This window comes from Catenulispora sp. EB89, assembly GCF_041261445.1.
Taxonomy (GTDB): Bacteria; Actinomycetota; Actinomycetes; order Streptomycetales; family Catenulisporaceae; genus Catenulispora.
This window is the reverse complement of the sequence record NZ_JBGCCU010000012.1, coordinates 59715-77519: the sequence shown is the minus strand read 5'-3', so window position 1 is coordinate 77519 and position 17805 is coordinate 59715. Positions and strand designations below refer to the sequence as shown.

The window sequence follows — 17805 nt, the reverse complement described above, 5'->3', positions numbered from 1 at the left end:
AAGAAGCGCGTCGCGCGGTTGTGAAGAAAGTTGATGAGTTATGTGATCGAGCGTTCCCTTGTGTTGGGTATGTATAGTGCGCCGCAGAGCCGCTGTCCAGAGCGTGACGCCGATGTTTCGGGGCGCTCATAGGGATAATTCGGGCACATGGCAACTCATCGTGCTCTGAACTTCGCGTACTCCCGACGTGCGGCGCCGCGGAAGCCGCCTTCGGTGTTGAGGTAGGTGACGGCGTGCAGCTTTTCCGGGGTGAGGCCGTAGGCGCGGGCCAGACCGGCGGCCGGGTCGGCTAGGACGTCGACGATGCGCTCGCCGGTCCGGCCGGAGCTTGCGGTGTTCGGGTGGATGCCGAGAACGAGGAGATCCGGGAGCTCTGCCAGTTCTGACTTGCCCCCTCTTCACGCCACTCATCGATCAGCTGAGCCCGCTGTGCTGGATCGGCCACGCCCGCGGTGTATCCGCCTAACGGCGCCACGAACTCGATCAGCCACTCGGCCACCGAACCCCACTCAGCCTCCTGATACAGACCGCTCTCGCTGTAACCCCAGACCGCCATCCCGGGCCGCCACTCACTGGGCGCCAGGGCGTACCCGTTGACCGCATTGGCCCACCGACCCGCGGCGAAGATGCGGTAGACCTGACCGGCGCGTACGCGATTGAACCGTCGCTGGGGCGGCAGGATCGCGATGCCGTCCCGCGTCAGCAGGCGCGGCCCGCCTAGGCCGAGCACCGGCCCGAGCTCCGGGTCGTCGTCGACCGGCGGGTCGGGCATCAGCGCTGGAAACAACGCCTCGGTCAGGCCCTCCCGCTCCAGATGCGCCGGCCGCGTCCTCGACCGAATACACGGCCATCACCACCCGATCACCTGACAAGCGGCATCATCGGAGCGACAAGCTACCGGCCCGTGCCCACGGGGTTCGTTCGGCGCGGGTCCGTCAGGAGTATGCATGGCAACGGATCAGGACCCGCCGATCGACCCGACCGACCCGATCGCGCTCGCCCAGGAAGCTGTCCGGCTGGAGGAGAAGTATCGGGTCACCGGTCGAACTGAGTTCGTCGAACGAGCGGCGGAGTACTTCCGCACGTCGCTGGCCATGTTGCCCCACGACTACGCACAGCGCGCCCTGGTACAGACCCTTGCTGGGATCTGCATCAAGCAACTGTTCGATCGCACCGGCCAGGTCCAGCTACTCGACGAGGCGGAACATCTCGGCCGCGACGCCTTGGCGCGCACGCTCCCAGGAGACCTCTGCTATGCGTCGCAATTTACGCTGCTCGGGAACGTGTCGATGGCACGCTATGACTACACCGGCCGAGTGGAAGCGCTCGATGAAGCCCTAGCGATGCACCGACGCTCTGAAAGTATCGCCACGGAGGATCCTGTGGATCGGGCGGCACGCCTGACCAATCTCGGGAACGTGCTGCAGCGGCTGTTCAGACGTAACGGAGAGTTGTCGGTACTGCACGAGGCAATCGAGGCGAGCCGGAACGCCGTCGCCGTCGTACCGGCGGATCACCCGGATCGGGCGCGGTGGCAGACCAATCTCGTGATTGTGCTCCGGAACCTCTTCGAGCGGACCGGGGACACGGCAGTGCTGCGTGAGGCGGTCGAAGCCGGCCGGGCGGCGATGGCGGCCACACCCGAGGACCACCCGGAACGCGATATCCCGCTGAGCACTTTGGCAACCGCGCTGTATCGGTTGGCCGAATGCACGGGAGATGTGGAGCTGCTGACCGAGGCGTTGGACCTGGGCCGAGCCGGCGTTGCAGCGATCCCCGCAGACCATCCTCGCCGTGCCTCGATGCTCAGCGACTTCGGCGCCACGGCGCGCTTGTACTACAAGTACACCGGGCAGACCGGGGTGCTCGCCGAAGCAGTGTACGCCGGCCGGGCCGCCGTGGAAGCGACGCCCATCGGCGACACGCTGCGGCCCGACCATCTCAGCAATCTGGGCATCGCGTCGCGAGAGGCCTTCGAGCGCACCGGGGACCGGGAACTGCTCACCGAGGCGGTCAAGGCGGGCCACGACTCGGTCGCGGCGACGCCTCCGGGCCATCCCGCGCTTGTTGTTCGGGCTACGAATCTCGTGACGTCGCTGCAACGCGAGTTCGAAGCCACAGGGCGCTCGGACTCGATATTGGAGGCGGTCGCGCAGGCGCGGGCAGCGGTGGAGGCGATGCCCGAGGATCTGGCCAACCGTGGCGCCGTGCTGGTCACACTGGGCAACGTGTTGCGGACGGCATATCAGAGCTCTGGTCTGGAGACCGCGCTGGGCGAGGCAGGCCGCGTGCTGCTCAAAGCACTAGAGGCAACCCCGGAAGGGCACCCGGACCGTGCCGGAAGACTCAACGACCTCGGCTACACGGCGATGCTGTTGGCCGAACACACTGGGTTACGGGAAGGCTTCGCCGCCGCGTATTCCTTCTTCGAACAAGCAGAGGCCCTTGTTCCTCCGGACCACCCCGGTCGTCTGCTCATCCTGAGCAACCGCGCGGCCATGGCACTGGCCATCTTCAAGTTCGACAAGCGCCCAGAGATCGGAGAGGTCGCCGTGGCGGCGCTGCGGGTGGTGGCACTCAACACGCCGGAAAGCGACCCCTTTCGTGCCTCCCGGCTGTGCAATCTCGGACTCGCGTTGCAGACCCTCGCGGCAGAGCGCGACACGAACGCAGATCTCCTTGAGGAGGCGCGCACTCGTTTCCGAGAGGCTGCGAACCTTGCCTCCGCCTCCACGCTTGTCCGGATCCAGGCCGGACGCGAGCAAGCCCGCTTGGACCTCGCTGCGGGCGCGTTCGAGGCGGCATTGGAGGCCATCGAGCGCGTGGTGGAGTTGATCGACCAACTCGCACCGGCCAGTCTCGTCCGCTCGGACCGGGAATCCCGGATGGCGCGTCTCGACGGGTTGCCCGCGCAGGCTGCCGCCATCGCGCTCGCCGCCGGACGGCCCGGGTGTGCGGTGGAACTGCTCGAACGCGCCCGCGGGGTGCTGGTCGCCGAGGCTCTGGCGCTGCGCGGCGGTGAGTCGGCCCGACTGCGTGCCGCGTACCCGGAGCTGGCGCAGAGCCTTGATTCGGCGCGCGGGACACTGACCGCCCTCGATCAGGGTCCCGAATCCGGCTCGGTCACGGAGATACAGGTGCTGGCGTCCGCGGCTGCCAAGCAGCACGTGGCACAGCAGCGCGATGAGACCCGTGCGGAGATCGAGGACGTACTCAGCCGAATTCGAGCCCTGCCGACCTTCGAAGACTTCCTGCGCCCCGGCCTGACCGAACTGGCCGCGTGTGCTCAGGCGGGCCCGGTCGTCCTCGTGGTCTGCACTCCCGAACGTTGCGACGCGCTGATCGTCACCGGAGACGCGGCGGAGATCGTCCGGCACGTTCCCCTGCCGGACCTGAACCACGCCGCAGTGGTCGAACGGAGCGTCGTGCTCTGGAACGCCAGGCAAAGGGCGGTCAGTCGGGATCTGAGCCCCGAACAGCGCGTTGACCCCGAGCAGGAGATCATGCAGGTGCTGGCGTGGCTGTGGGACGCGATCGCCGAGCCGGTGCTGACCGCGCTCGGCGTTCGAGCCACCCCGGGCAGCGGCGAGCACGAGACGAGGATCTGGTGGTGCCCGGTCGGTGTGGCCGCAGAACTGCCGTTGCACGCTGCGGGCCACCACGACGACCCCGCCGACCGTCCCGGGGGCCGGCGTACCGTGCTTGACCGCGTCGTCTCCTCCTACACGCCGACGCTGCTCGCGCTGCGCGCCGCCGCGACCGCTGATGCTGCCAGCGGACCGACCGGTGAAACCGATCAAACCGCCGATGCACCCGCCGCCACGCCCCTGATCATCGCTGTTCCCGACCTCCCCGGAGCCCCGCTACCGGGAGCCGAGCGCGAAGCCAGCGCTCTCATATCCCTGCTCCCCAATGCACACGTGCTGTCCAACCCCACGCGCGCCGAAGCCCTCGACGCGCTGCCGAAGCACCGGATTGCGCACTTCGCGTGCCACGGCGCCGCGGACCGCAAGCGCCCGCGACAAAGTCACCTGCTCCTGGCCGACCACGAGACCGCTCCCCTGACCGTGGCCGACCTGGTCCAGCTCGAGTTCAGCGCGGACCTCGCCTACCTGTCCGCCTGCGACACCAGCGTCACCGCACCCCAACTCGCCGACGAGGCGCTGCATCTGACCGGCGCGTTCCACCTCCTCGGCTACCGCCACGTCATCGGCAGCCTCTGGCCGGTCGACGACCACATTGCCGCCGACCTGGCCGTCGATGTCTACACCCGACTCGCGGAAGAAGGCACCACGCTGAACACCAAGCGCGCCGCCGAAGCCCTGCACCACGCGGTACGCACCGTGCGTGCCAAGCATCCGACCAGCCCGAGCCTGTGGGCGCCCTACACCCACACCGGCCCGTGAGCCGAAAAGGCCGCAGAGGCCACGGCCCGCCAAGACCGCCGCTCACCGCTGAACGGTCGTGACGCGCCGACCAACCTGGCCGACGCGTCACGACCGCGATGACCACCTACAGCCCCCTCACCCCAGCGCAGACACCTGCCCCGCCGTCAGCGCCGTCGGGAAGATCTGCACGTCGTCCAGGCTCCCCGGCCAGAAGTCCACCTGCTGCGCGCCGAACTTCGCGCGCCCGATAGCCAGCCCGCCGGTTGCCATGTCCGCCGGTGGGACGGTCGTCGTGCCGGCGAGTGTGCCGTTGACGTAGATCGACATGGTGTTCGCCGTCCCATCTCGGACGCCGACGAGGTGGTACCACGTGCCCGTCGTCGGCGAGCCGCCGCCTGGACCGCTGTTGGCGACCGCGCGGGCGTTCGCGTTGCTGAACGCGAACCTGTCGTCGGCGGCGTCGTACTGCAGGAAGAACACGCTGTTCACCGTGCCGTCCTCGCTGACCGCGGTGGCGAACGCGCCCTTCTTGCCCAGGTTGACCCACGCCGCGACGGTGTAGCTGCCGCCGCTGTTGAGCAGCGGTCCCTGCGTCTGCGCGTACTGGTCGGTGCCGTTCAGTTGCAGGCCGCCGCCGTTCGGACCGGACGTGGTCCAGGTGCCGCCGTTCGGCAGCGTCGCGTCATCGCCGTTGCCGGACGTGTCCTTGGCGACGCTGCCGGAGCCGTCGGCCAGCGGCCAGCTTCCCGCCTTGCTGACGACGTTCTGGCCGCAGTCGCCGGCGGTGCTGCCGGCCGCGATCACCTTGGCGTTGGCGGCTGCGAGCTGGGACACGTCCATCTTCGGTTCGCGGCGGTCGTAGGTCCACAGGCCGTTGACCTCGCCCTCGACATCGGTCAGCTGGGTGTAGACGCTTCCGGAGAGCTGGCACTGGGCCTCCACCCGGACCGCGTCGGCCGTCTGGACGAACTTCTGCGTCAGCTGCGTGGTGTCGGCGGCGCCGGCGTAGTTGATGAAGCCCTGATCCCAGTCGTGAGTCGGGATGGCCAGGCCCCAGCCGCCGTGCTCGCCGTCGATGGCGGCGCGGTTGTCCGCGGTGTCGGGCTGCGGGTCGGCCGGGCCGGTGTAGGTGTGCCAGTCGATCACGTTACCGGCGCCGGTGTCGGTGTTCACGCTGCCGCAGCAGTTGAAGCCCGACTCGGCGTCGACGAGCCGGCTCGGGTCGTCGGCGTGCACCTGCGCGGCGGCGAGCTTGACCTCGTCGACCGCGTTGGACACGGTGTTCCGGTCCAGGCCCCAGCCCTCGTTGTAGGGCTCGAACGAGATGATCGACGTCTCCCCGCGCAGGTCCACGGCCATCTGGTGCAGCTGGGACCGGAACGCGGTGTCGTCCGCCGGGGTCGGGGTGTACCCGGAGTTCATCGACGGCATGTCCTGGAGCACGAGCATCCCGGTGGTGTCGGCGTCGTAGTACCACCGCGCCGGCTCGACCTTGATGTGCTTGCGGATCGCGTTGAAGCCCATCGCCTTGGTCTCGGTGACGTCCCACTTCAGGGCGGCGTCGGTCGGCGCGGTGTAGATGCCGTCCGGCCAGAACCCCTGGTCGAGGGTCGCGTCGACGAAGGTCGGCGTGCCGTTCAGCAGGATCTTGCTGACCCCGTTCACCTTTCCGATGCCCACGGTGCGCTCGCCGAAGTACGAACCGACCGGGTCCCACGACCAGCCGTCGGTCAGCGTCACCGTCGCGCGGTACAGGAACGGATCGGACGGCGACCACAGCCGCGGGTTGGCCAGCGGGATGGTGAACGGCGTGTTCGCCGTCCCAGTCCCCTCGGCCACGACTCGCCGGCCGTCGGTGACGGTGACGTGGACACGACCGCCGGCGGAGGTGCCGCTGACGGCGTCCACGGTGACCGAGGCGCCCGCGGTGCTCGGCGCGTTCGGCAGGTTCGGCGTGAACACGACCTGGTCGAGCCGCTTCGCCGAGGTCGGCTCCAGCCACACGGTCTGCCAGATGCCGCTCGACGCGGTATAGAAGATCCCTGACGGGTCGAGCTGCTGCTTGCCCTGCGGCTGGTTGGGCGCGTCGGTGTTGGTGACGCCCACGGTGATCTGCTGCGGCCCGAAGCCCTTGAGCGCCGCGGTGATGTCGGCGCTGAAGGGCAGGTAGCCGCCGGTGTGCGTGGCCACCTGAACGTTGTTCACCCAGACCGTCGTCTGGTAGTTGACGGCGCCGAAGTTGAGCACGACGCGCTGACCGTCGGCGCGCCACGAGGCGGGAACGGTGAACGTGCGCCGGTAGAAGGAGTAGTCGTAGTGCTGCTGGACGCCGGACAGCTCCGACTCCATCGGATACGGCACGACGATCGAGCCGGTCAGGTGCGCGTTGCTCGCCGGCGGCTTCTGGACGTCGGTCGCGCCGGTGCTCTCGGGCAGCCCCTCGAAACCCCACTTGCCGTTCAGCGACTGCCACCGGTCGCGCGTCATCTGCGGGCGGGGGTAGTCCGGCAGCGGGTTGTTCGGGTTGACCTGCGAGGCCCACGGCGTGGTCATGTCCGCCGTCGAGGTGTTGGCCAGACCGCTGTAGAACAGCGGCACGGCCGAGCCGTCGGCGTACGCGGCGCCGCCGGTGCCGTCGTAGCCGACCGTGAGGTCGGTCCAGGTCTTGTAGAGCGGGCCGCCGAGGGTGACGACGAGCGTCGCGGGATCGGCCGGGTCCAGCGCCGCCGAGGAGATGGGGAACCCTGCGACGCTCAGATGGCCGGTCGCCGCCGACGGCCAGGCGGCCAGCGGCTTGCTGAACGTCATCCGGACCTTCGTGCCGTCGGCCGAGAGCGAGGCGTCGGTCAGGGTCGGGACGTAACCCGGCGGCACCGTGAAGGCCGAGGCCGGGACCGGCGCCATCGACTGGCCGGGCGGAGCCCAGGACAGCTGCGCGGAGGCGCCGCCGAAGTCCTGGAAGTACTGCGCCTGCAAGGTGTGCTCGCCCGCGGTGAGGTTCACGGTGGCGGTGATCGGGACGTTCCAGTCGTCGACCCAATGGTCGATGACGGAGCCGCCGTCGATCGTCATCCGGAAGCCGTTGTCCCCGTACCACTGGAAGGTGTAGCTGCCGGTCGTCGGCACATGGATGACGCCGCTCCACTGGATCCCGGCATCCGTGGGGGCGCCGGCGAACTGCTGGAGGCGCGGCAAGAGGTTCGAGAAGTCGATGTTGGGGTCAACGATGGTGTTCTTCACCGGCCCCAGGGTCCAGTCGCTGCCCCCGGGGGTGCCGGTGGCGAGGCCGTACTGGGCTTCGAGGCCCGGGTACTCCGTCGGCGTGCCTGCGTTCGCTACCGCAGACGCCGGTAGGCACAGACCGAAAACGATGGCGAGGGCCATGAACACGGCCGAGAGTCGCAGTGTTCGAGGGGACAGCGTACGGGGTGGCCGATGGCGATGGACGGGCATCAGGCTTTTCCTTCCCGAAACGATCGGGCGGCGACGTTGTCGCGATCTGTTCGCTATTACAACGTTGTACAGAACGCCAGCGAACAACTTCGAACACAAGCCGTCAAGAACTCTTTACTATGTCTTGACTCAGGCTGTTGCGACAGCACGCCGCCCGATCGGAGGCCGGGCAGAGATCAGAACCTCCGAGCGAACGGCAGCGGCTTGCGCATCCGCACCAGAAGCAGCAGCGGGACGAGGACGTAGGGCAGGTTGAAGGCCAGGAACTTGCCCGGGTTCCCGGTCCGCGTCGCGGACTCGCCGAAGAACTCCACGCCGAACACGACGATGCCGGTCAGGGTGACGATCATCGTGGCGTAGATCACCGACGGCAGCTGGATCCAGTTCCGGCCGGTCGTCAGGGCCAGTACGAGGACGATGTAGAAGGGCATGTAGACGAAGGCTGAGAGCCCGGTCACGATGCGCATCCAGTCCGGCGGGTGCATGAACAGCGGGTCGGCGTCGTGGGCGTACCAGTAGTTGGAGCGGACGAAGAAGTTGCCGCCGGGGTGCGAGAAGTCGACACCGACGGTGGGCAGCAGGTCGCTGATGCAGGACGTCACCACGAACGCCGAGAACACGACCGCGAAGAAGACGTCGATCTTGCGCTCCCGAAGGGGGAGGTTCACCGCGTCGGCCATACCTGATCGTAAGGCGGGATGGTACTGCCCTTCCAGGCTCCGGGACCTTACAGTCAGCCCATGGACGCGATCAGGATCTGCTTGTACGTATACGCGGGAGTTTGCTTCGCGACTTGGCTGATGTCGGTTCTCACGAGGGAGTACTCGTGGGTCGATCGCATCTGGTCGGTGGTCCCGCTGGCCTACACCGGGATCTTCGCCGGCGCGGCAGGCTTCCACGACGCGCGCCTGAACGTCATGTTCGCCCTGGTCGCGCTGTGGGGCGTGCGGCTCACCTTCAACTTCGCGCGCAAGGGTGGCTACGCGCGCGGCGGCGAGGACTATCGGTGGGCGGTGCTGCGGGGCCGGATGGCGCCGTGGCAGTTCCAGCTCTTCAACATCTTCTTCATCACGCTGTACCAGAACGCGATCCTGCTGCTGATCACGCTCCCCGCCGACACCGCCCTGCACCACCGCACGTCGTTCACCGTCGCGGACGGCGTCCTGACCGTGCTGTTCGCCGCGTTCCTGGTCGGCGAGACGGTGGCGGACCAGCAGCAGTGGCGGTTCCAGCAGGCGAAGCGCGCCGACCTGGACGCCGGCCGCGAGCCCTCGGCACGCTTCGTCACGACCGGCCTGTTCGGCTCCTCGCGACACCCCAACTTCTTCTTCGAGCAGGCGCAGTGGTGGGTGATCGCGGGATTCGGCGTGGCGGCGGCCCGCGCGGTGCCGGTGACGGTCGTCGGCGCGATCCTGCTGACCGCGCTGTTCATCGGCTCGACCCGCTTCACCGAGAGCATCAGCCTCTCGCGGTACCCGGAGTACGCGGAGTACCAGCGGCGGACGTCGGCGGTGGTGCCGTGGTGGCCTCGGCGCGGGGCAGCGTAGGAAGCCCGCGCAGCCGGGGCTCAGCGAGGGTGTACAGATTCGTTCCGATAACGGGACTTGGCCGCTGTGCCCTTGGAGAATCGTCGCGGACGGCAAATCCATCGAGGAGTCCGATACGGCGGTCGCCGCCCCGGAGGGGAAGATCCTTTTATGTCTGCACGTCTCGACGAGTGCTCCATCGCCGAAGTCACCCCTGAGCTGAGAACACGTATCGAGAGCGGCCGGTTCCGTCGCGTCGTCTTCTCCGGGACGGACTGCTCCGCCACCGCCACCGCCGCCGATGTGATCGGGATGTTCCTCAACACCTCGGGTGCCGAGGTGGAAGTGCACTTCTTCAACGACTTCGACGCCCCGCATCTGGTCCCGCGCTCCGTGGCGGACGATGAGGGGACGCTGTTCATCGTCACCTCCGACGACGGCCACACGGAGGAGGCGGTGCGGGTCTTCCGTGCCCTGGCGGATCGACACCACCGGACGCTGCTGCTGACCTCGGGCGGGCGACTGGCCGAGCTGGGTCGGGAGGCCGGCGTCTCGGTGGCGCGGTGGGAACCTGGCAGGCCGGACCGGCAGTACCCGTTCCTGCACGTCGGCCGGGACGTCGCGATCCTGTTGGACATGTTCCTCCGGCTGGGGCTGGTCAGCCGGGACCATCGAGTCGACATCGCCACCCTGGCGAGCGACCTGGCCGCGGACTTCACCCCGGCCTTGGAGCAGGCGGCGCTGGAGACCGCGCTCCGATCGAGGAACGCGAACATCATCCTGCTGGCGTCACCGAGCTGGTCCACGAGTCTGCTGAAGCTTGCGAAGACGCACTTCACCGAGGCCGGGCCGGATGGGCGACACAGTGTCCTGATGTTCCGCGACGCCGACGACGACGCCTCCGCGCGGCGCAAGATGGACGACCTGGTCGGGCTGCTGACGCGCGACATCCCGCAGAACCGGAACGTGACGCTGAGCGAGATCACGCTCGACCAGCCGACGCTCCTGCGGAAGTACTTCACCGCGCTGGAGTTCGCCCAGCACACGGCATCGCATCTCAGTGATCTGGAGAATCTGGGCAATCTGAAGAATCTGGGCAGGTTCCGCCGCACCGAGCCGCGCGACGTGATCTCCGGACCGGCCGGAAAGCCGTGGCAGCACGCGACCGCGATCCAGGCCACGGCCGCCTGGGTGGAGGCCGTGGGATGAGCGCCGGGCAGGCCGGGATCCACCACCCGGCCGACCGGCCACGCAGTCAGCCGACCGGTCAGCGGCCAGTCGGTCACCAGTCGGCCGATCAGCGGCCAGTCGGCCCACGGCCGGTCGGCCAGCAGCGCGTCAGCCGGCACCCGGCTGGCCGGCCAGTGCGCGACGACCGGTCAGTGCGCGGCGACCGTCACGCTGTTCAGCACCACATCGATCTTCGGGCGCCCGTCCCCGGCCCCGTTGGCGTCGTCCTCGCCGCCGGCGGCGACCTTCGTCACGACGTCCAGACCGGAGGTGATGGTGCCGAAGGGGGTGTAGTTCGGGGGCAGCGCGGCGTCCTTGTAGACGAGGAAGAACTGGCTGCCGTTGGTGCCCGGTCCGGCGTTGGCCATCGCCGCGGTGCCGGCCGGGTAGGTGGCGCCGGCCAGGTTCTCGTCCTGGAACTGGTAGCCCGGCCCGCCGGAGCCGGTGCCGGTCGGGTCGCCGCACTGGAGGACGTAGATGCCCTGGGTCGTCAGGCGGTGGCAGCGGCTGCCGTTGTAGAAGTTCTGGGCGGCCAGGAAATTGAAGGAGTTCACCGCGTGCGGCGCCTTGGCGGCGTTGAGGGCGATGACGATGTCGCCCTGGCTGGTGTGCAGGGTCATCGTGTACGCCTTGGTCTTGTCGATGGTCATCGGCGGCTCGGTGGGCCAGCTCTTGGCTCCGCCCGCCGCGGCGGGGGCCGAGGTCGAGGCGCTGTCCGGAGCGGAGGCGGTGGCGGTGTCCGAGGCGGAAGCCGAGGTCGACGCCGTGTCCGTAGCGGTGTCCGAAGCCGATGCCTGGCTCCCGACGGACGTCGGGGACCCGGCGGCGGAGCCGACCGTGCCGGAGGAGGCGCAGCCCGACAGCAGGAGTCCGGCCACCGCGGCGAACGCGCCGATCCCGGCCATGTGGCGTCGATGAGTCTTCACGCGGGCAGGCTACTGCACGGCTTCATGCGCTCACCCTGCGATCCCCGCCACATGGCGCCGCAGCCGGTCCGCGTGGTCCGCGAGGTCGGCGTCGATCCGTGGCGGCGGCGCGCCCGCGTCGGCGGCCACGCGGCAGTGCAGGAAGGTCGGGGTGCTGACGTGCGTGTGCCGCGCGAGCGCCGTGCGCAGGGCGTCCTCGTCGTCGGCGCGGAGGGTTTCGCCGAAGCCGGAGCCGCGGGCCCACGCACCGAAGTCCACGCCGGCGGACGGGGTCGGCTGGCCGCCGGTGGAGTCGTAGACACCGTCGTCGAGCAGGACGTGCAGCAGCGGGAGGTCCCGGATCGGTCCGGCGACGAGCAGGCCGACGGGGTTCATCATGAGGCTGCCGTCGCCGTCCACCACCACCGCGGGTTCGCCGGTCTGCATGGCGATGCCGATGGCGATCGACGGGGCCAGGCCCATCGAGCCCACCATGTAGAAGTGGTTCGGGCTGTCGCGCAGGTGCCGGGCGATGCGGCAGGTGTAGCCGGTGGTGAAGACGATCGGCGCTTCGGGGAAGGCTTCGATGACGGCCGCGACCGCCGAGGTCTTGTTCATGCCGCCCACCCGAAGGCGTCGGGGGCCACGGTCAGGACCGCGGACCGGTGCTTCGCCGTGGTCAGCTCCGCCAGCTCGGAGATCTGCGAGCGGACCGGGACCGAGGGTTCGAACGTCCTGGACTCCAGGCCGAGGACATCGAGCAGCGGCTGCGTGAGCCGGCCCATGGCGGCGTTCTCGGGGGTCATGTCAGGATGCTGACCTCGAAGGCTGACGACGAACAGCACCCGGATCCCGTACGGGACGACGAGCGAGGCCAGGGCGTTCACCGACTGGCCGAGCCCCGAGTTCTGCATGAGGACCACGGGACGCACGCCGGCCAGCTCCGCACCGGCCGCCAGCCCGACCGCGTTGTCCTCGCGGGGCACCGTGATCAGGCCCGCGCGGCGGGACAGTTCGGAGTACAGCGGGGCCAGGACGCCGCAGGGGGTGCCGAAGTACGGCCCGTAGCCGGCGTCGATGAGGGCGGTCGCGAGATCGGCGGCGAGTCCCGTGGCCGGACCGGTCGCGAGGTCGGTTGCGAGGTCGGTCACGGGCTCGGCGGGATCCACTGGATCCGCGGTCAGGGTGGGTGTGCTCTGATCGGCCATCAGTCGTCTTTCTTCTCGGTGAGTCGCGCGCCGCGGCGGGCGGCGTTCCGTCCGCGCCCGGCGTCGCGCCGCATCCGGGCCCGTTCCGCGGCCCGGTCCTGCGCCCCGGTGTCCGAACCGTTGTCCAGGAAGGCCGCGTACGACCTGATCGTCGGGAGATGGAAGAGGTCCACGACCCGGATCTCGCGGTCGAGGACGGCGCCGAGCCGGGACTGCACCGCGACGATGGCCAGCGAATCCCCTCCGGCCTCGAAGAAGTTCTCGGTCAGCCCGACGTCCGGGCGGCCCAGCACCTCGCGCCAGACGGTCGCGACCAGGCCTTCGGTCGCGGTCGCCGGCACCTGCTCGGCCCCGGTGCGCGGCCGGGCGTCGGGCCGGGCGGCGGGCTCGGAGCCGATGATCCTCGGCGGATCGGACAGGCCCGCGGCGAGGGCGTCCGCATCCGGCAGCGGCGCGGCGGCGAGCGCGGCGTACGGGTCGTCGGTGAAGGCGGCGAGCAGCTGATGGTATCCGGAGATCAGCTTGCTGATTCGGTCGGCGTCGAAGAGGTCGGGGTTGTAGACGAAGGTCACCGTGCAGCCGTCGTCCTCGTCGACGAGGTAGACGGTGAGGTCGAACAGCGAGCCCGGCAGCGACGGCACGACCGGTTCACCGCGGGTCCCGGCGAGCTCCAGCCGGGGCTGGGAGAAGTTGAAGACGTTGAACAGCACCTGGATCAGCGGCCCGCGCGCCGGGTCCCGGGGCAGTCGCAGATCCCTGACGAGCTCGTCGAGGGTGGCCCCCGGGTGGGCCAGCGCCGCCTGGAGTTCGCCGCGGCACTCCCGGACGGCCGTGGCGAAGTCCGCCTCGGCGTCCAGGCGCATCCGGAGCGGGACGATGTCCACGAAGAAGCCGATCAGGTCCTCGAAGGCGGCGTGCCGGCGGTCCGAGACCGGCGTGCCGAGCACCAGGTCGCGGCGGTCCGCCACCCGGGACATGAGCTCGGCGAACGCGGTCAGCAGGATGGTCGCCGGGGTGGTGCCCAGGCGGGCCGACAGTGCGCGGACCCCGCGGTGCACCCCGATCGGCAGCCGGGCCGAGGCCCGGGCGCCGCGCCAGGTCTGCTCCGCCGGCCGCGGCCGGTCGCGCGGCAGGTCCAGGTGGGAGGGCGCGCCGGCCAGGTGCTCGTGCCACCACGCGAGATCGGCGGCGCCCCGGCCGCGCTCGCGCCAGGCGACGTAGTCGGCGAAGCTCGCACGCAGCACCGGCGGCTCGGCTCCGGCGTAGATCCGGCCCAGATCCCGGTACAGCAGGTCCTGGGACCAGCCGTCGAAGACCGCGTGATGCACCGTCATCAGCAGGTAGTGGTCGTCGTCGGCGACCCGCAGCAGCCGGGCCCGCCACAGCGGTCCGGTCGCCAGGTCGAAGCGGGTCCGGGCCTCGTCGGTCAGGGCACTGTCGATAAGCGCGCGCTGCTCGGCCTCGGGCAGTCCGGCCAGATCCTGCACCGGCAGCCGCACGTCGGCTGGCGGATCGACGCTCACCGAAGGCTGTCCCTGGACTACCGGGAAGCGCCAGCGCAGGGGCTCGTGGCGCTCGGTCACGGCCCGCAGGGCGCGGCCGAGCGCGGAGACGTCGAGCGGACCGAGGATCCGCTCGGACATGGTGATGTTGTAGGCGGCGCTGTCCGGGGCGAACTGGTCGATGAACCAGACCCGGCGCTGCCCCGCCGACAGAGCCGGCGCGTGACCGGTGCTGATCTGCTCGATCGCGGTGTCCGGCGCTTCGGCCACGACGGCTGCGAGGCCCGCCGGGGTCCGGGCGTCGAAGACCTCTTCGACGGCCACTTCCCGGCCGAGCCGTTCGCGGATCGCCGCCACCAGCCGCATGGCGGTGAGCGAGTGGCCGCCGGCGTCGAAGAAGTCGTCGTCGGGGGCGGCGCGGGGCACGTCGAGGGCGCGGCACCACAGGTCGCGGACGATGTCGAGCAGGTCCGGCGCGCCGAGGTCCAGCTCGGTCGCGGTCGCGGTCGCGGTCGTGGTCGCGGTGATCGATTCAGCCTCGGCCCGTTCCAGCGCCGCGATCCGCGCGGTGTCCACCTTGCCCGAAGCAGTGGCCGGCAGCCGGTCCAGCACCACCACCCGCGACGGCACGAACGCCGTCGGCAGCCGGTCGGCACACCAGGCGCGCACATCGGCCGCCGACAGCGTGTCAGCCGACGCGACGGCAGCGAGCAGTTCGTACCCGCCGGCCGCCGGCACGGCGAAGGCCGCGGCCTGAACGACCGCCGGATGTGCCCGCAGCACCGTCTCCACCTCGCCCGGCTCGACCCGCTGGCCGCGGATCTTGATCTGCCGGTCGATCCGGCCCAGATGCGTCAGCGTGCCGTCAGGGTCCTGAACCACCCGATCGCCGGTCCGGTAGAGCCGGGCGCCGGGCCGGGACCCGAACGGGTCGGGGACGAACCGGTCCGCCGTGGCCCCGGCGGCGCCGAGGTAACCGCGCGCCAGTCCCGGACCGCCGATCAGCAGCTCTCCCGGCGTACCCGGTGGGACCGGGTCCAGCGCCTCGTCGACGACGTGGACCCGGTGACCGGCCAGCGCACGGCCGATCGGCAGCGGTCCCAGGTGCTCGCCGGCCCCCTCGAAGGCCGTGACCTGGACCGTCGTCTCGGTGGGGCCGTAGCAGTTGAAGAACCTGCGGCCGCCGGCGCTCCAGCGGCCCAGCTGCTCCGGCGGCGGCGCCTCGTCGCCGGTCATCAGGGTCCTGAATTCCGGGTAGTCGGCCGGGTCGAGCAGCGGCAACAGCATCGGCGGCAGCGACCCGAAGGTGACGCGGTGGCCGATCAGGAAGCGCCGCAGGCGCGCGGGGTCGGTGCGGTCCGGTTCGGGGGCGAGCTGCACCGAGGCGCCGACCGCCAGTGGGACCCACAGATCGAGCACCGAGACGTCGAACCCGAACGAGGCGTAAGCCAGGGTCCGGTCATGCTCGGTGAGCCCGAAGCCCTCGACGGTCGCGGCGGCGAGCGCCGCCACGGCGCGCTGGGTGACCACGACGCCCTTGGGCTCGCCGGTGGATCCGGACGTGTGGATGACGTACGCGGCGTGGTCCGGTCCGGCCGGCCCCGGCGCGATGTCCTCGAGCGCGACCGGCAAGGGCTGGATGCCGGTCAGATCCAGCCTCCGGGCGCCGATGCTGCCGATCCCGCCGATGCCATCGCCGCCGCCACCGATGCCACCGATACCGTCGCCGTCGCCGTCGCCGTCGCCGTCACCGATGCCACCGATGCCACCGACATCGCCGAACCCGCCGGCGCCGCCGCCCGGTCCCGGCGCACCGTCCAGCGCCCGAGCACCCGCCGAGTCGACCAGAACGGCCGCCGGAGCAGCGCGTCGGCACAGCCTGAGCAGGCGGTCCGCGGGCTGCGCGGGATCCAGCGGCGCGTACGCCGCACCGGCCAGCATCACCCCGAGCATCGCCGCGACCGTCGCCGGCCGGCGGTCGGCGCAGACGACCACCCGGTCCTCCGGGCCGACGCCGACAGCGGCGAGCGCCGCCGCCACACCCGCCGCCGTACGGACGAGTTCGCGGTACGAAATCCGTAGATCGCCCTGGCTCACCGCGGCCGCGGCCGGTCTGCGCAGCGCCGCGGCAAGCACCAACGCGGGCACCGTGGCGGACTCCGCCCCGGCCGGCGATCGTGGCTTCACCTGGGTGAAAACGGCATGCGTCATCGCTTCAGTTCCCAACGGACCAGCCAACCCCGTGTCCTCTCTCGGCTGTCGTTCCGCCCTTCCTATCAGGCCGGGAGCCGGTGGGAAAGGGGGCTTGCCCGGTCCCAGACCCGCGAGTATTCTCGGCGCCGTTCGTCTTCTGAGATCGAACACCAATGCGATTTGCGGTGTCCGCATGACATATCCGGACACCTCGCACACGGGGTAGTACACGGGGCAGGGGCATGGGTGACGAGGGTTTTGTCGTCGTGCTCGGAAGCGGTTCCTTGGCCAGAGCTACGGCGAACGCCTTGGCGACCGCGAACGGGGCACCATTCGAAGTACGCGTCGTGGCACGCGACGGCGCCGCGATCGCAGACATCTGCGATATTGCGGCCGCTCGGGCCGCGCTCGCGGGTTCACCTGCGGTTTTCCGGCCGGTACCGGTGCCGGGGTTCACGGAGTCAGTGCTCTACGACACTTTCCGGGAGCTGCGTCCGAACGGCGTCTTCCTGTGCGCGTCCCGGCAGTCGCCCTGGGAGCGGAGCACGGATCCGTCGCCGTGGACCGAGTTCGTCCAGCACGCCGGCTACGGCGTCACCGTGCCGTTGCAGGCGCAGTTCGCGCTGGCCGTCGGCCGGGCCGCCGACCGGCTGGGCGCGCGCGGCCGGGGCGGCCGGGCTCCGTGGTTCGTGAACGCCTGCCTGCCCGACATCGTCAATCCTCTGATATCAGCACTGGACGTCCCGGTACTCTGCGGCATCGGCAACGTCGCGATCCTCGCGGCGTTCCTGCAGGCCGCCACCGGGGCCCGGGACCAGACCGAGCTGAGGCTCCTGGCCCACCACTACCACCTGCACGCGCCGCACGACCCGGCCGACGAAGCGCTGGCCTGGCAGGGCGGGACCGCGCTGCCGGACGTCGGCACGCTGCTCGCCGCCGGCCGCCGTGTGGAGCGCCGCGAGCTCAACCAGGTCACCGGGCTCGGGGCCGCGACACTGATCACCGACCTGCTGACCGGCACCGAACGCGCGACGCACCTGCCGGGGCCGGCCGGGCTGCCCGGCGGCTATCCGGTCCTGGTCCGGGACGGCGACGTGCGCCTGCGCCTGCCCCCGGGCCTGGACCGCGAGGCCGCGATCGCCGCCAACCAACGGGCGTCGGTGTTGGACGGCGCCGTCCTTGATGGAAAGCACCTAAGTTTCTCCCCCGCTGCATCGGCCGCCCTGCGGCCGCTCGCGCCGGAGCTCGCCGACGGTTTCGGAGTCGACCGACTCGACACCGCCTGCGAGCAGCTGGCCGAGCTGCGGGCCCGCCTGCGCACGTGACGAGATCCGCACCAGTGCCAGGCGAACAACAGCAGTTCTGAGCAGTTCACTCACGGCAGTTCACATCACGCGCGA

11 protein-coding genes are annotated in these 17805 nt (G+C 70.2%); 4 read left to right on the top strand and 7 right to left on the bottom strand.

The window, feature by feature from the left end; all coding sequences use genetic code 11:
* Positions 1-289: 289 nt before the first annotated feature.
* Positions 290-772, bottom strand: a complete 483-nt coding sequence (locus ABH920_RS25020) for a hypothetical protein (protein ID WP_370351550.1) — start codon at positions 770-772, stop codon at positions 290-292.
* Between the two features lie 175 nt (positions 773-947).
* Between ABH920_RS25020 and ABH920_RS25015 the strand changes: the two genes are divergently transcribed.
* Positions 948-4406, top strand: a complete 3459-nt coding sequence (locus tag ABH920_RS25015; RefSeq protein WP_370351549.1) for a CHAT domain-containing protein — start codon at positions 948-950, stop codon at positions 4404-4406.
* 117 nt (positions 4407-4523) lie between these two features.
* Here the strand turns inward: ABH920_RS25015 and ABH920_RS25010 are convergent, their stop codons facing one another.
* Together ABH920_RS25010 and ABH920_RS25005 are read right to left on the bottom strand one after the other, a co-directional pair.
* Positions 4524-7772: a LamG-like jellyroll fold domain-containing protein gene (locus ABH920_RS25010; RefSeq protein WP_370351548.1), complete on the bottom strand. Its 3249-nt coding sequence runs from the start codon at positions 7770-7772 to the stop codon at positions 4524-4526.
* Between the two features lie 245 nt (positions 7773-8017).
* The gene (locus tag ABH920_RS25005) at positions 8018-8521 is read right to left on the bottom strand and encodes an emopamil-binding family protein (RefSeq protein ID WP_370351547.1); all 504 of its coding nucleotides are present in this window, start codon (positions 8519-8521) and stop codon (positions 8018-8020) included.
* Between the two features lie 60 nt (positions 8522-8581).
* Between ABH920_RS25005 and ABH920_RS25000 the strand changes: the two genes are divergently transcribed.
* Positions 8582-9388 carry a DUF1295 domain-containing protein gene (locus ABH920_RS25000; protein WP_370351546.1) on the top strand — a complete coding sequence of 269 codons (807 nt, stop codon included), beginning with the start codon at positions 8582-8584 and terminating at the stop codon, positions 9386-9388.
* 150 nt (positions 9389-9538) lie between these two features.
* Positions 9539-10576, top strand: a complete 1038-nt coding sequence (locus ABH920_RS24995) for a hypothetical protein (RefSeq protein ID WP_370351545.1) — start codon at positions 9539-9541, stop codon at positions 10574-10576.
* A gap of 170 nt (positions 10577-10746) precedes the next feature.
* Here ABH920_RS24995 and ABH920_RS24990 read toward each other — a convergent pair whose 3' ends face one another.
* The 4 genes from ABH920_RS24990 to ABH920_RS24975 are packed head-to-tail and all read right to left on the bottom strand — an operon-like array spanning position 10747 to position 16423.
* Positions 10747-11523 carry a peptidylprolyl isomerase gene (locus tag ABH920_RS24990; protein WP_370351544.1) on the bottom strand — a complete coding sequence of 259 codons (777 nt, stop codon included), beginning with the start codon at positions 11521-11523 and terminating at the stop codon, positions 10747-10749.
* Positions 11524-11553: 30 nt separating this feature from the next.
* Positions 11554-12120, bottom strand: a complete 567-nt coding sequence (locus ABH920_RS24985) for a thiamine pyrophosphate-dependent enzyme (protein WP_370351543.1) — start codon at positions 12118-12120, stop codon at positions 11554-11556.
* Entirely contained in the window at positions 12117-12710 is a 594-nt protein-coding gene (locus tag ABH920_RS24980; RefSeq protein ID WP_370351542.1) for a thiamine pyrophosphate-binding protein, read from the bottom strand. Before ABH920_RS24980 ends, ABH920_RS24985 begins: the two co-directional genes overlap by 4 nt.
* Positions 12710-16423, bottom strand: a complete 3714-nt coding sequence (locus ABH920_RS24975; protein ID WP_370351541.1) for a condensation domain-containing protein — start codon at positions 16421-16423, stop codon at positions 12710-12712. Before ABH920_RS24975 ends, ABH920_RS24980 begins: the two co-directional genes overlap by 1 nt.
* A gap of 446 nt (positions 16424-16869) precedes the next feature.
* On the opposite strand from ABH920_RS24975, the gene ABH920_RS24970 reads away from it, so the two are divergent.
* Positions 16870-17730 carry a potassium transporter TrkA gene (locus tag ABH920_RS24970; RefSeq protein ID WP_370351540.1) on the top strand — a complete coding sequence of 287 codons (861 nt, stop codon included), beginning with the start codon at positions 16870-16872 and terminating at the stop codon, positions 17728-17730.
* The last annotated feature ends 75 nt before the right edge of the window (positions 17731-17805 follow it).

Coding starts and splice junctions, on each gene's coding strand:
- ABH920_RS24975 (WP_370351541.1), bottom strand. CDS start 16,423: ATGACGCATGCCGTTTTCACCCAGGTGAAGCCACGATCGCCGGCCGGG.
- ABH920_RS25020 (WP_370351550.1), bottom strand. CDS start 772: ATGCCCGACCCGCCGGTCGACGACGACCCGGAGCTCGGGCCGGTGCTC.
- ABH920_RS24985 (WP_370351543.1), bottom strand. CDS start 12,120: ATGAACAAGACCTCGGCGGTCGCGGCCGTCATCGAAGCCTTCCCCGAA.
- ABH920_RS25000 (WP_370351546.1), top strand. CDS start 8,582: ATGGACGCGATCAGGATCTGCTTGTACGTATACGCGGGAGTTTGCTTC.
- ABH920_RS25005 (WP_370351547.1), bottom strand. CDS start 8,521: ATGGCCGACGCGGTGAACCTCCCCCTTCGGGAGCGCAAGATCGACGTC.
- ABH920_RS24995 (WP_370351545.1), top strand. CDS start 9,539: ATGTCTGCACGTCTCGACGAGTGCTCCATCGCCGAAGTCACCCCTGAG.
- ABH920_RS25015 (WP_370351549.1), top strand. CDS start 948: ATGGCAACGGATCAGGACCCGCCGATCGACCCGACCGACCCGATCGCG.
- ABH920_RS25010 (WP_370351548.1), bottom strand. CDS start 7,772: ATGGCCCTCGCCATCGTTTTCGGTCTGTGCCTACCGGCGTCTGCGGTA.
- ABH920_RS24980 (WP_370351542.1), bottom strand. CDS start 12,710: ATGGCCGATCAGAGCACACCCACCCTGACCGCGGATCCAGTGGATCCC.